The following is a 13,933-nucleotide window of genomic DNA, read 5'->3' on the forward strand; positions in this document are numbered from 1 at the left end:
TCCCGGTAGTTTTCTGTTTTGAAATCGCGCGGATAGTAGTGAAGAACGCCGCGCGCGCCCATCCGTTTCGTGTTGGTCGTTAGTATGGGATTCTGCTCGCCACGTTCTCCGCGTCGTCCCGGACAAGCGCGCCTTAAGCGCGCGCAGATCCGGGACCCATAGCCCCAGGAAGGGTTTTGGCGAAGACTCGGAGTTGCCGCTGCCCGCGCCAAACCACTCCCTGTGGTTATGGATCCCCGCGTTCGCGGGGATGACAGCGATGGGTGTGGAGACGGCTATGGCCATAGAGGCAGCGTCAGGCCGCCAGCTCCGGCTTCTTCCCCTCGTTCCGCCCCTCCGCCAGGTTCCGCACCACCACATAGAAGATCGGCGTGAACAACAGGCCGAACAGGGTGACGCCGATCATGCCGAAGAACACGGCGACGCCGACCGCCTGCCGCATCTCGGAGCCGGAGCCGGTCGAGATCACCAGCGGCAGCACGCCGAGGATGAAGGCGAAGGAGGTCATCAGGATCGGCCGCAGGCGCAGGCGGCAGGCCTCGATCACGGCCTCCAGCCGCGGCTTGCCTTCATTCTCGATGTCGCGCGCGAACTCGACGATCAGAATTGCGTTCTTCGCGGCCAGCCCCACCAGCACGACGAAGCCGATCTGGGTGAGGATGTTGACGTCCTGGCCCATGATGCGCACGCCGATGGTGGCGGCGAGCAGGCACATCGGCACGATCAGGATCACCGCGAACGGCAGGGTCCAGCTGCCATATTGCGCGGCGAGCACGAGATAGACGAACAGCACGCAGATCGGAAACACGTAGAGGCCGGCATTGCCGCCGGTGATCTGCTGATAGGACAGATCCGTCCATTCGAAGGTGAAGCCGCTCGGCAAGGTGTCGTTCGCCAGCTGCTTGATGGCGTTGAGCGCGGTGGTCGAGCTGGTGCCCGGCGCGGGCTCGCCCTGAAGCTCGGACGCGGCATAGAGATTGTAGCGCGCGACGCGGTCGGGGCCCGAAACGTCCTTGAACTCGACCACGCTGCCGAGCATCACCATATCGCCGGAAGCGTTGCGCGTGCGCAGGCGCGCGAGATCGCTGGGCTCCTTGCGGAACGGAAAGTCAGCCTGCGCGGTGACGTGATAGGTGCGGCCGAACAGGTTGAAGTCGTTGACGTAGGTCGATCCGAAATAGCTCTGGATCGTGTCGTTGATGTTCGAGATGGGAACGCCGAGCTTCTGCGCCTTGGTGCGGTCGATGTCGACGAAGAGCTGCGGCGTGTTGGCTGTGAACGGCGAGAACACCGAGGGGCCGAGCAGCGAGGGCGATTTGCGCGCCGCGGCGACAAGCTCGTCGGTGGCCGCGGCGAGCATTTCAGGCCCGCGGCCCTGGCGGTCCTGAATGCGGATGGTGAAGCCGCCGCCGGTGCCGATGCCCGGCACGGCCGGCGGCGGAATCACGATGATGAAGGCGCCCTGGATTGCGGACAGGCGCTTGCGCAGCTCGACCGTGATGGCGTTCGCGGACAATCCCTTCTTGATGCGCGCCTCGGGTTCGTCGAACACCGGAAACAGCGCCGCGGCATTGCCGGCCTGCGTTCGCGTGGCGCCGGAGAAGCCGGCAAAAGCGGCGACGCGGACGATACCCGGCGTATCCAGCGCGATCCGCTCGATCTCGCGCACGACCTCGGTGGTGCGCGCCAGCGAGGCGGCACCGGGCAATTGCACCGATACGATGACGTAGCCGCGATCCTGCGCCGGGATGAAGCCTTGCGGCGTCGTCACGATCAGCCAGCCGGCGCTGCCGATCAGCACCACGTAGATCAGGAGCATCACCACCGAATGCCGGATCACGAAATTGGCAAGGCCGGCATAGCCATGCGCCAGCCGGTCGAACACACGGTTGAACACGCCGGTAAATGCACCCCACGCCCGCGCGATGACATTCCAGCTCGCGGGTGGCCGCTTCGACTCGTGCGGAGTGAGGATCTGCGAAGCCAGCGCCGGCGACAGCGTCAGCGAGCAGAAGCAGGAGATCGCGGTCGCAACCGCGATGGTGACGGCGAATTGCTGGAAGAACTGCCCGGAGATACCGCCGAGAAACGCCGTCGGCACGAACACCGCGCACAGCACCAGCGCGATCGAGACCAGCGCACCGCCGACCTCTTCCATGGTCTTGAGCGCGGCGTCGCGCCGGCTCATGCCGTGTTCGAGATGCCGCTCGACATTCTCGACCACTACGATTGCGTCGTCGACCACGATGCCGACGGCGAGGACGAGGCCGAACAGAGTGAGATTGTTGATGGAAAAGCCCAGCGCGGCCATCACCGCGAAAGTGCCGACCAGCGACACCGGGATCGCGATGATCGGAATGATCGCGGGCCGCCATCCCTGCAGGAACACCAGCACCACGACCACCACGAGCAGCATGGCCTCGTAGATGGTCTTGATCAGCTCGTGCACGGACTGCGCGATGAACTCGGTCGGATTGTAGCCGATATTGTAGTCGAGACCTTTCGGGAAGCTCTCCTTGAGCCTCGTCATGGTATCGTTGATGTTCTTTGCCGTGGCGAGAGCGTTCGATCCCGGGCGCTGCGTCACCAGCATGGCGACCGCGGATTTGCGCAGCAGGAAGCTGTTGGTGGAATACGCCAGCGCACCGAGCTCGATGCGGGCGACGTCGCGCAACCGCACGACGCGGCCGTCGGAGCCGGCCTTGATCAGGATGTCCTCGAACTGCTTCTGGTCCTTCAGCCGGCCGGTGAAGGTCAGATTCGGCTGGAAGGCACGATCGGCGATCGGCGGCTCGGCGATCTGGCCGCCCGCGATCTGCACATTCTGGGCGCGGATCGCGGCCAGAACCTCGGCCGAGGTCAGGCCGAGATTGGCGATCCGGTCAGGATCGAGCCACAGCCGCATCGAATAATCGCGCGCGCCGAAGATCTGGATGTCGCCGACGCCGTCGAGGCGCAGCAGCTGGTCGCGAACCTGGAGCAGCGCGTAGTTGGAGATGTAGAGCTGGTCGAAGGTGTCGTCCGGCGACAGCATGAACACGACCATCAGGATGTCGGGCGAGTTCTTGCGCGTGGTGACGCCGTTGCGCTGGACCTCCTCCGGCAGGCGCGGCTGCGCGATCGCGACGCGGTTCTGCACCAGCACCTGGGCCTTGTCGAGGTCGGTGCCGAGCTTGAAGGTGACGGTGATGGTGAGCTGGCCGTTCGAGGTGGCCTGGCTGTAGAGATACAGCATGTCCTCGACGCCGTTGATCTCCTGCTCGATGGGAGCTGCGACCGTGTCGGACACGGTCTGTGCGGAGGCGCCGGGATATTGCGTGGTGACGACCACGGTCGGCGGCACCACCTGCGGATATTCCGAGACCGGCAGCGTGGTGTAGGCGAGCGCGCCGACGATCAGGAGCACGATCGACAGCACCATCGCCAGGATGGGCTGGTTGATGGAGAGACGGCCGAGATTCATGACTTGTCACCGGGCTTGCCACCGGCCGGTGCTGGCGCGGTCTGCGGAGCGACCTTGGCGCCGACGCGGGCGCGCTGAATGCCGTTGACGATGACGCGATCCTCCGGCTTCAATCCTTCGCGGATCACGCGCAGGCCGTCATCCAGCGGGCCGAGCACCACGGGACGGGCCTCGACGGTGTCATCGGGCTTCACCACGAAAACGATCTTGCGGGACTGGTCGGTCGCGACGGCAGCATCCGGAATCAGCAGAGCCTCGTACGGCGCGCTGCCGATCAGCCTGACACGGCCGAACTGGCCGGGCAGGATCGACAGGTCGGTGTTCTTGACGACCGCGCGGCTCCGCAGCGTCCCGGTCGAGACGTCGAGGCGGTTGTCGAGAAAATTGATGCTGCCTTCATGCGACGGCTTGGTCTCGCCGGCGAGCGTCACTTGCACAGGGTTCGCCGTGTCGCGCGAGCTTGGGCGCCGCCCCTCGAACCACAGCTTGCTGTATTTGATGAAGGTCGCCTCGTCCATGTCGAAATAGATGTAGATCGGATCAAGGGTGACGATGGACGTCAGTAATGTCGACGTGCCGCTGTCGCTGCCCTGCACGAGATTGCCGGGACTGACGAGATGGCGGCTGACGCGGCCCGTCAGCGGCGCCGTCACATGCGTGAACTCGATATTGAGCCGGGCGGCCTTCAGCGCGCCTTCGGCCTGCGTCTCGGCGGCGTGCGCGGCCTGCAGGGCCTGACGGCGTTGATCCACCACCTGCTCGGAGACGGCGCTGCTCTGCACGAGGCTGAGTCCACGATCGAGCTCGCGCTTGGCAAGCTCCACCTTGGCGCGTGCATCCGACAGCTGGCCCTCCGCTTGCGTCGCCACCGCCTCGAACGGACGCGGGTCGATGACGTAAAGCAGATCGCCCTGACGCACGATGGCGCCGTCCTGGAATTCGACCGAGTTGACGAAGCCGCCGACGCGCGGGCGCACCTGCACCTCCTCGACCGCCTCGAAGCGCCCGGTGTACTCGTCCCAATCGGTCACGGTGCGCTTGACCGGCTGGGCCACCGTCACCGGCGCCGGCGGCGGAGCAGCGGCTTGCGAGGTCGGTTGTCCGCAACCGGTGAGTGCGAATGTCGCGCCAAGAAGCGCGGCGATTGCACCGAGTCGAGCCAGAACGAAATCGTGCTTTTTGACAAACCGCTCGCTTCCATCCGGTCCGCTCATCCCAGGTCCTCGCACAAAAGCCGCAGAAAATGCAGGGTACGCCCCTACCTGCGGGCGCCACAAGATGGGTGGCAAAGATGAACTCTTCAAGACCGCGATGCGCAATGCTGGGACGAGCGCCCGGGCCGGATGGCGGGTTGACAGCCAGATCGGCGGCCCCACGCGCGGCGGATTGCGAAGGGCGCTATTCGCGGGGGTCATGAATTGGGAGGGTGCCACCTTCGCCTCTCCCCGCGTGCGGGGAGAGGCCGGAGCGCATCGCAAGATGCGATCCGGGTGAGGGGGGAGCCTCCGCGAGTCCAACTGTCAGCTCCCTCGCGGACAGCCCCCTCACCCCGACCCTCTCCCCGCACGCGGGGAGAGGGAGAAGAGCCCCAGCGTCTTCACACATGACGAAGGCGGGTCGCTCGGCTAGGCTACCCCCTACAAAAACAAGGCGAATTGTCCGGGAGGACAGGCGTGCACCAGGGACGTGTCGTTTTCGGCGCGATCGAGGAGGTCGTGTTCGGCCATCCTGCGGCCGGCGCCATCGTCGCGCAGATGGACCGGCTGGGAGCGCGCCGCGCCTTCCTGATGGTCTCCGGCACGCTCAACCGGCACACCGACGAAATCGCGACGATCAAGCAGGCGCTGGGCCCGCGCTGCGCCGGCCTGTTCGACGCCATGCCGGCGCATACGCCGCGCGACGCGGTGATCGCCGCCACCCTTGCGGCGCGCGAGGCGGAGGCTGACCTGATCGTCACCGTCGGCGGCGGCTCGATCACCGACGGCGCCAAGGCGGTGCAGCTTTGCCTCGCCAATGGCATCACCGATATCGACGGCATCGAGCGCATCCGCGTCCGCAAGGGCATCGCGCCCGAGATGAATGCGCCGACGGTGCGGCAGATCAGCGTGCCGACCACGATCGCCGGGGGCGAGTTCAGCGCAATCGCCGGCGTCACCGACCGCAGCACCAATGTGAAGCAGATGCTGAGGCATCCGCTGACGGTGCCGCGCGCGACCATCCTCGATCCGGCCATCACCGTGCACACGCCGGAATGGCTGTTCCTGTCGACCGGCATCCGTGCCATCGACCATTGCGTCGAAGCGATCTGCTCGCGTGAGACGCATCCTTATGCCGACGCGCAATCGGTGAAGGGCCTCGCCATGCTCGCCGACGCGCTGCCGCGGGTGAAGGCCAACTCCGCCGATCTCGACGCCCGAATGGACGCGCAGATCGGCACCTGGCTGTCGATGGGTGCGCTCGCCGCCGGCGTGCCGATGGGCGCAAGCCACGGCATCGGCTACGTGCTGGGCGCGGCCTTCGACGTGCCGCACGGCTACACCTCCTGCATCATGCTGCCGGCGGTAATGCGCTGGAATGCGCGCGACAATGCCGAGCGGCAGATGATCGTCGCCGCCGCCATGGGCTATCCCGGCCGCAACGCCGCCGACGTGCTCGATGCCTTCATCCGCTCGCTTGGCATGCCGCGCAGCCTCGCCGACGTGCGTGTGTCGCCCGAGCATTTCGAGTCAATCGCCGAGCAAGCGATGCGCACGCCCTGGGTGCCGCGCAATCCGCGCAAGATCGAAGGCCCGGCGCAGGTGCGCGAAATCCTGCTTCTCGCCGCATGATTCAAGCCGGAGGATAGATGTACACTGGTCACCACGCCCGCCTGCGCCCGCTGCAGCCCGCCTTCATCATGGCGGCCACAGGCGAGGCCGTCACCTACCGCGAGCTGGAGGCGCGCAGCAACCGGCTGGCGCATCTGTTCCGCAAGCACGGCCTGAAACGGCTCGACCATTACTCGATCTTCATGGAGAACAATTCGCGCTACCTGGAGGCCTGCGGCGCGGGCGAACGCTCCGGGCTGTACTACACCTGCATCAACTCCTTCCTGACGCCGGGCGAGCTCGCCTATCTGCTCGTCAACAGCCAGTCCCGGATTCTGATCACCTCGGTGGCGAAGCTCGACATCGCGCGCGAGGCGATCAAGTCCTGCCCCGATATCAAGCTCTGCATCGTCGCCGATGGCCCGGGCGAGAGCGAGCGCATCGTCGGGCTGGCGGACGTGACCGCGGACATGCCGACGACACCGATCGCGGACGAATGGCTCGGCACGGCCATGCTGTATTCGTCCGGCACGACGGGGCGACCAAAAGGCATCCTGCGGCCGCTGCCGGAGGAGCCGCCGAAACACAATCTGCCGCTGTTCGATTTCCTGACCAAGCTCTGGCACTACCGTGAGGGCATGGTCTACCTGTCGCCGGCCCCGCTCTACCATTCCGCACCGCAAGCCGCCGTGAACCTCACGATCCGCATGGGCGGCACCGTGATCATCATGGAGAGCTTCGATCCCGAGCGTTACCTCGAGCTGGTGCAGCGCTGGGGCATCACCCACACCCAGCTGGTGCCGACGATGTTCTCGCGCATGCTGAAGCTGCCGGAGGAGGTCCGCAAGCGCTACGACCTGTCGTCGCTCGAGATCGCGATCCATGCCACCGCGCCCTGCCCGGCTCTGGTCAAGGACGACATGATCAAATGGTGGGGACCCATCATTCACGAATATTACGGCGCCACCGAGGGCCTCGGCTTTACCGCCTGCAATAGCGAGGAATGGCTGGCCCACCGCGGCACCGTCGGCAAGGTGCTGCTCGGCGATCTCCACATCCTCGACGAGAACATGCGGGAATGCCCGACCGGCACGCCCGGCCAGGTCTGGTTCAAGACGGCGACGCCGTTCGAATATTTCAACGATCCGGAGAAGACCAAGGAGGCGCGCTCGCCGGACGGCAGCATGAGCACGGTCGGCGACGTCGGCTATGTCGATGCCGATCGCTTCCTCTACCTGACCGACCGCGCCACCTTCATGATCATCTCCGGGGGAGTGAACATCTATCCGCAGGAATGCGAAAACCTCCTGATCACCCATCCGAAGGTCGCCGATGCCGCCGTGTTCGGCGTGCCCAATGCCGATCTCGGCGAGGAGGTGAAGGCGGTGGTGCAGCCGATGCCGGGCGTGGTGCCGAACGCGGCGCTGGCCGAAGAGCTGATCGCGTTCTGCGCGAAATCGCTGTCGCGGCAGAAGGTGCCGCGCTCGGTCGATTTCGAGAAGGAATTGCCGCGGCTGCCGACCGGGAAGCTGTACAAGCGCCTGCTGCGGGACCGGTATTGGGGAAACAAGGCGTCAAGGATCGTGTGAGGGTTTCCGCTACGTAAGGTGCGCAAGCAAGCGCCACACGCGCAACTGTCGTCCCGGGGCGCGACGAAGTCGCGAGCCCGGGACCCATAACCCCAAGGGAGGAGTCGTTGCGCGGCGGCAACTCCGAGTCTTGGCCAAACTGCCTCCTGTGGTCCCGGATCTTCGCTGCGCTCGTCCGGGACGACGGCGGTGTTTGTCGAGGCAGCTGCGCGCAACAGCTGCACCAGGACCATCTCTTCGCACCTGCACTCTCACATAGTGAGACGATGAAGACCCTGCGGCCTTCCGTCATCCGAATTGTCGAGGCGGCATGCGGCGCTATCGGGGTTGCCTCCCCCGGCTTGCGTGCTATCGTCGCGACAAACAGGCCGCAAAAGGCCGATGTCCAGGGAGGATGAGCATGCGGAGCGTGTGGGCGCTTGCCGTAACGGCGGCGCTATCTGTGCTGATGGCCTCAACCACCACGCTCGCCGGCGAGCCGAAGCAGGGCGGAACCTTGCGGATGTATCACCGCGACAGTCCGGCCAACGCCTCGATTCTCGAAGGCGCGACCTATTCGGTCAACGTGCCCTTCATGGGGGTCTTCAACAATCTCGTCATTTATGATCAGCACATCGCGCAGAACAGTCCCGACACCCTGAGGCCCGAACTCGCCGAAAGCTGGTCCTGGAGCAGCGACAACAAGAAGCTGACGTTCAAGCTGCGCCAAGGCGTCAAATGGCACGACGGCAAGCCGTTCACGTCGGCCGACGTCAAATGCAGCTTCGATCTGCTGATGGGTAAATCGCAGCAGAAGCTTCGGCAGAATCCACGCAAGGCCTGGTACAACGAAGTCAACGAGATCACGACGAGCGGCGATTTCGAGGTCTCGTTCGAGCTGAAGCGGCCGCAACCCTCGCTGCTGGCGATGCTCGCGTCCGGCTATACGCCGGTCTATCCCTGCCATGTCTCTCCGGCGGACATGCGCACCCATCCGATCGGGACCGGACCGTTCAAGTTCGTCGAGTTCAAGGCCAATGAATCGATCAAGCTGACGCGAAATCCGGACTACTGGAAGAAGGGCCTGCCCTATCTTGACGGCATCGAATACACGATCATCACGAACCGCTCGACCGCGATCCTCGCTTTCGTCGCCGGCAAGTTCGACATGACCTTCCCGACGCACATCACGATCCCGCTGCTGAAGGACATCAAGTCGCAGGCGCCGAACGCGACCTGCGTCGTCGAGCCGACCAACGTTTCGACCAATATCATTGTCAATTCGAGCTCCCCGCCGTTCGACAACATCGATGTTCGCCGGGCGGTGGCCCTTGCGCTCGACCGCAAGGCTTTCATCGACATCCTGTTCGAGGGCCAGGCCGATATCGGCGGCACCATGCTGCCGCCGCCTCAGGGCATCTGGGGCATGCCGAAGGACAGGCTCGAGACCATTCCGGGCTACGGCCCGAACGTGAACGCGAACCGCGAGGAGGCGAAGAAGCTGATGCAGAAGGCCGGATACGGTCCCGACAAGCATCTGGCGGTGAAGGTCTCGACGCGCAATCTCGCGGAGTATCGCGATCCCGCCGTGATCCTGATCGACCAGCTCAAGAGCATCTATATCGACGGCGAGCTCGACGTCGTGGAGACCGCCAACTGGTTCCCGAAGGTCGCGCGCAAGGACTACATGCTCGGCCTCAATCTGACCGGCAGCTCGGTCGACGACCCCGACCAATCCTTCTACGAGAACTATTCCTGCGGCTCGGAGCGAAACTACACCAATTACTGCAACAAGGAGATCGAGAAGCTGTTCGACGTGCAATCGCAGGAGACCGACACCAACAAGCGCAAGCCGCTGGTGTGGGACATCGACAAGAAGCTGCAGGAGGACGTCGCCCGCCCGATCATCTTCCATGCAAGGGCCGGCACGTGCTGGCAGCCTTACGTCAAGGGCATCACGATCATGTCGAACAGCTCCTATAACGGCTTTCGCTACGAGGATGTGTGGCTCGACAAGTAGAACGGCAGGCTGAAGACTAGCGGCTCGCGGAGGGCGAAGGATGTTTGCCTATCTGGTGCGACGCCTGTTGCTGATGCTCGTGACCCTGTTCGGGATCTCGGTCGTCATCTTCGTCCTGCTGCGCGTCGTGCCCGGCAATATCGTCGACATCCTGTTCGCCGCTGCCGGCTATGTCGATCCCGCCGACAAGGCCAATCTGGAGAAGGAGCTCGGCATCGACCAGCCGCTGATCGTGCAATACTGGCACTGGATCAGCGGTTTTCTGCGCGGCGACCTCGGTTATTCCTATGTTTCCGAGAAGCCGGCACTGCAGGAGATATTGCCGCGAATTCCGATCACGGCAAAGCTGGCTGGCCTCGCGCTGCTGTTCTCGGCCTCGATCGGAATTCCCCTGGGCGTCATCAGCGCCGTGAAGCAGGGCACGCGACTGGATTACGCCTTGCGCGTGGTCAGCCTCAGCGGCCTGTCGCTGCCCTCGTTCTGGCTCGGACTTTTGATCCTCACCGCGTCGGTGGCGATGTTCGGCCAGATGCCGATCTTCAACCCGAATCCGCAGACCTGGCTCGAGGCGTTCGCAACCTACGCGGTTCCGGCCGCCGCCGTCGGCTTCCGCAGCGCGGCGCTGACCATGCGCATCACGCGATCCTCGATGCTGGAAGTGCTGCGGCAGGACTACATCCGTACTGCGCGCGCCAAGGGCGCCTCCGAGGCCGCCGTGAACTATCGCCACGCGCTGAAGAACGCGATTCTGCCCGTGATCACCGTGATCGGCATCGAGGCGGCCTTCCTGATCGGCGGCCTGATCGTCACCGAGACGGTGTTCAACATCCCCGGTGTCGCCCGCTTCCTGGTCGAGGCGATCCGCTGGCGCGACTATCCGATCGTGCAGAACCTCGTGATGTTCATCGCCGTGGTCGTGGTGGTCGCGAATTTCACCGTCGACATGCTCTACGCGGTGTTCGACCCGCGGATCAGGTACACGGATTGACGGCATGATTTACTCTCACACAGCGTGTGCGCTCTCCTTCACCTCTCCCCGCCTGCGGGGAGAGGTCGGATTGCGCAGCAATCCGGGTGAGGGGGACTCTCCGCGAGCCCAGCTCTCACCTCCCCTGCGGAGAGTCCCCCTCACCCCAACCCTCTCCCCGCAAGCGGGGAGAGGGAGAAGATAGAGCTGACATGGCCGCAATCGACTATGATCTCGAACTACGGCGCGCCGGCGCGCATGCCACCGGGGGCTGGCGGCGCGTGCTGTTCTTGGCGCAGCGGCACGTGCTCGGCGCGGCCGGGCTCATCATCATGACGGTGTTCGTGTTCACCGCGATCTTCGCCGATTTCATCGCGCGCTATGACCCGCTGACGGTCGATTCCGCGCGCGCGCTGGCTCGCCCGAGCTGGGCGCACTGGATGGGGACCGATTCCTTCGGCCGCGACGTGTTCAGCCGCATCATCCACGGCGCGCGCATCTCGCTCGCCGTCGGCATCGGCTCGACCGCGCTCGGCGGCACGATCGGCGTCATCGTCGGGCTCACATCGGGCTATCTGTCCGGCTGGGTCGATCTCGTCTTCCAGCGCGTTTCCGACGTTCTTCAAGCGCTGCCGCTGCTGGTCCTAGCCCTGATCATGACGGCGGCGCTCGGCCCGTCCTTGCCGAACGTCATCATCGCGATCGCCATCCCGCTGATCCCGACCGTGTCGCGCGTCACCCGCGCCAATACGCTGGCGCTGCGCGAGCAGCCCTTCGTCGAAGCCGCCAAGTCGATCGGCATGAGCGAGGTGCGGATCGCGCTGCGCCACGTGCTGCCGAACACGCTGGCGCCGCTGATCGTGCTCGCGACCGCCCAGCTCGGCTCGACCATCCTGACCGAGGCTTCCCTCTCCTTCCTTGGCCTCGGCATTCCCGAGCCTTATCCGTCGTGGGGCCGCATGCTGTCGGAATCCGCCGCAGAATATGTCCGCACCGCGCCCTGGCTGGTGATCTTCCCGGGCATCGCCATCAGCCTCGCCGTGTTCGGCGCCAACCTGTTCGGCGACGCCCTGCGCGACATCCTCGATCCCCGGCAGCGCGGCTGATGACGAAACAATCCGATCTCGTGCTCGAGGTGAAGAACCTGAAGACGGTGTTCTTCACCAATTCCGGCCTGTTCAAGGCCGTGGACGATCTCTCCTTCAGCGTGAGGCGCGGGGAGACCCTGGCGATCGTCGGCGAATCCGGCTGCGGCAAGAGCGTCACCGCGCTGTCGCTGATGCGCCTCGTGCCCGATCCGCCCGGCCGCATCATCGGCGGCTCCGTCTCGCTCGAAGGCACCGATCTGCTGGCGCTGGACGAAGCCGAGATGCGCGCCGTCAGAGGCAACCGCATCTCCATGATCTTCCAGGAGCCGATGACATCGCTCAATCCGGTGATGCGGATCGGCGACCAGATCGTCGAAGCCGTGCGGCTGCACCGAAGCATCCCGGCCAGGGAGGCCCAGACCATCGCCGTCGAGATGCTCCGCCTGGTGCGCATTCCCGAACCGGCGCGACGCGCGAGGGAATATCCGCATCAGCTGTCCGGCGGCATGCGCCAGCGCGCGATGATCGCGATGGCGCTGGCCTGCCGGCCGGCGCTGCTGCTCGCGGACGAGCCGACCACGGCGCTCGACGTCACCATCCAGGCGCAGATCCTGGCGCTGATCCTCGACCTTCAGAAGGAGCTCGGCACCGGGCTCGTGCTGATCACGCATGATCTCGGCGTGGTCGCGCAGACCGCGCAGCGCGTGATCGTGATGTATGCGGGGCGGAAGGTCGAGGAAGCCAGCGTCGAGGCGCTGTTCGCCTCACCGATGCATCCCTATACGCGCGGGCTGATGGCGTCGATCCCGGCGGTCCCCGCAGCCGGAATCGTCGCCCCGGAGCGACTGAACGAGATCCCCGGCACGGTGCCCTCGCTGGTGCGCTTGCCGAAGGGTTGCGCCTTCGCGCCGCGCTGCAAGCTCGCCATCAAGCGTTGCGAGGCCGAATATCCGCCGCTGGCGGATTGGGGCGGCGGCCATCTCGCCGCCTGCTGGCGCGCGGAAGAAGTCGCGGAGGTGGCATGACCGAGGCCCTGCTCGAGGTCACCGACCTCAAGAAATATTATCCGGTGCGTGCCGGCGTGCTGCGGCGGCAGGTCGGCACCGTGCACTCGGTCGACGGCGTCTCGTTCTCCCTTCAGGCCGGCGAGACGCTCGGGCTCGTCGGCGAGTCCGGCTGCGGCAAGTCGACGGTGGCGCGCAGCGTGCTGCGGCTGGTCGAGCCGACCTCCGGCAAGATCCGCCTCGACGGAGAGGACATCACGCACCTCTCCAAGTCGGCGCTACGCCCGCACCGCCGCTCGATGCAGATCGTGTTCCAGGATCCGTTCGCCTCGCTCAATCCGCGCATGACCGCCGGCGACATCGTCGGCGAGCCGCTCATCGTGCATGGTCTGGCGACCGGCAAGGCGCTGGAGGCGAGGGTTGCAAAGCTGTTCGAACAGGTCGGATTGCGCCCCGACCAGATGCACAACTTCCCGCATCAATTCTCCGGCGGACAGCGCCAGCGCATCTGCATCGCGCGGGCGCTGGCGCTGGGGCCGCGCCTGATCGTCTGCGACGAGCCGGTGTCCGCGCTCGACGTCTCGATCCAGGCTCAGGTGATCAACCTTCTGATCGACCTGCAGCGGCAGCACGGCTTCTCCTATCTCTTCATCGCCCACGACCTCGCCGTGGTCGCGCATATCAGCCACCGCGTCGCCGTGATGTATCTCGGCCGCATCGTCGAGATCGCCGGCAAGGACGAGCTGTTCCGCAATCCGAGGCATCCCTATACGCAGGCGCTGCTCGCCTCCGTGCCGATCGCCAATCCGCTGGCGAAGAAGCTCGCACCGCTGGTCGACGGCGACGTGCCGAGCCCGGTCAATCCGCCGCCGGGCTGTGCGTTTCACACCCGCTGCCGGTTTGCGATGGAGCGTTGCAAGATCGAGCGGCCGGCGCTGCTGGATGCCGGTGATGGGCATCAGGTGGCGTGTCTGCTCAATGAGGGAACGGGGCGGAGCAACGCGACTGCGTAGGGC

The 13,933-nt window shown here is 65.3% G+C and carries 9 protein-coding genes; 7 read left to right on the forward strand and 2 right to left on the reverse strand.

Translation table 11 applies throughout. The features are described 5' to 3' along the window. Positions 1-295 precede the first annotated feature (295 nt). Together E4K64_RS10350 and E4K64_RS10355 are read right to left on the reverse strand one after the other, a co-directional pair. A complete protein-coding gene (locus E4K64_RS10350) occupies positions 296-3,463 on the reverse strand; it encodes an efflux RND transporter permease subunit (RefSeq protein WP_135163419.1) in 3,168 nt (1,055 codons plus the stop codon). Continuing rightward, positions 3,460-4,677, reverse strand: a complete 1,218-nt coding sequence (locus E4K64_RS10355) for an efflux RND transporter periplasmic adaptor subunit (protein WP_167771927.1) — start codon at positions 4,675-4,677, stop codon at positions 3,460-3,462. The genes E4K64_RS10350 and E4K64_RS10355 overlap by 4 nt, the downstream gene beginning before the upstream one ends. A gap of 459 nt (positions 4,678-5,136) precedes the next feature. Between E4K64_RS10355 and E4K64_RS10360 the strand changes: the two genes are divergently transcribed. From E4K64_RS10360 to E4K64_RS10390, 7 genes are all read left to right on the forward strand, one after another. After that, the gene (locus E4K64_RS10360; protein WP_167771928.1) at positions 5,137-6,291 is read left to right on the forward strand and encodes an iron-containing alcohol dehydrogenase; all 1,155 of its coding nucleotides are present in this window, start codon (positions 5,137-5,139) and stop codon (positions 6,289-6,291) included. 17 nt (positions 6,292-6,308) lie between these two features. Further along, positions 6,309-7,859 (forward strand): AMP-binding protein, encoded by a 1,551-nt coding sequence (locus E4K64_RS10365; RefSeq protein WP_135163422.1) that lies wholly within the window; start codon positions 6,309-6,311, stop codon positions 7,857-7,859. Between the two features lie 400 nt (positions 7,860-8,259). Then, on the forward strand, positions 8,260-9,858 hold the full coding sequence (locus E4K64_RS10370) for an ABC transporter substrate-binding protein (protein ID WP_135163423.1): 1,599 nt from the start codon (positions 8,260-8,262) through the stop codon (positions 9,856-9,858). Positions 9,859-9,898: 40 nt separating this feature from the next. Beyond that, entirely contained in the window at positions 9,899-10,846 is a 948-nt protein-coding gene (locus E4K64_RS10375) for an ABC transporter permease (protein ID WP_126257166.1), read from the forward strand. Positions 10,847-11,037: 191 nt separating this feature from the next. Continuing rightward, a complete protein-coding gene (locus E4K64_RS10380; protein WP_167771929.1) occupies positions 11,038-11,931 on the forward strand; it encodes an ABC transporter permease in 894 nt (297 codons plus the stop codon). Next, on the forward strand, positions 11,931-12,938 hold the full coding sequence (locus E4K64_RS10385) for an ABC transporter ATP-binding protein (protein ID WP_135163425.1): 1,008 nt from the start codon (positions 11,931-11,933) through the stop codon (positions 12,936-12,938). Before E4K64_RS10380 ends, E4K64_RS10385 begins: the two co-directional genes overlap by 1 nt. Continuing rightward, entirely contained in the window at positions 12,935-13,930 is a 996-nt protein-coding gene (locus E4K64_RS10390) for an ABC transporter ATP-binding protein (protein WP_135163426.1), read from the forward strand. The genes E4K64_RS10385 and E4K64_RS10390 overlap by 4 nt, the downstream gene beginning before the upstream one ends. The last annotated feature ends 3 nt before the right edge of the window (positions 13,931-13,933 follow it).

Source organism: Bradyrhizobium frederickii (genome assembly GCF_004570865.1).
In the GTDB taxonomy this organism is placed as follows: domain Bacteria; phylum Pseudomonadota; class Alphaproteobacteria; order Rhizobiales; family Xanthobacteraceae; genus Bradyrhizobium; species Bradyrhizobium frederickii.

Bases quoted from the DNA above. Each gene is read 5' to 3' on its own strand.
- E4K64_RS10380 (WP_167771929.1), top strand. From the start codon at position 11,038: ATGGCCGCAATCGACTATGATCTCGAACTACGGCGCGCCGGCGCGCAT.
- E4K64_RS10355 (WP_167771927.1), bottom strand. From the start codon at position 4,677: ATGAGCGGACCGGATGGAAGCGAGCGGTTTGTCAAAAAGCACGATTTC.
- E4K64_RS10385 (WP_135163425.1), top strand. From the start codon at position 11,931: ATGACGAAACAATCCGATCTCGTGCTCGAGGTGAAGAACCTGAAGACG.
- E4K64_RS10370 (WP_135163423.1), top strand. From the start codon at position 8,260: ATGCGGAGCGTGTGGGCGCTTGCCGTAACGGCGGCGCTATCTGTGCTG.
- E4K64_RS10375 (WP_126257166.1), top strand. From the start codon at position 9,899: ATGTTTGCCTATCTGGTGCGACGCCTGTTGCTGATGCTCGTGACCCTG.
- E4K64_RS10350 (WP_135163419.1), bottom strand. From the start codon at position 3,463: ATGAATCTCGGCCGTCTCTCCATCAACCAGCCCATCCTGGCGATGGTG.
- E4K64_RS10390 (WP_135163426.1), top strand. From the start codon at position 12,935: ATGACCGAGGCCCTGCTCGAGGTCACCGACCTCAAGAAATATTATCCG.
- E4K64_RS10365 (WP_135163422.1), top strand. From the start codon at position 6,309: ATGTACACTGGTCACCACGCCCGCCTGCGCCCGCTGCAGCCCGCCTTC.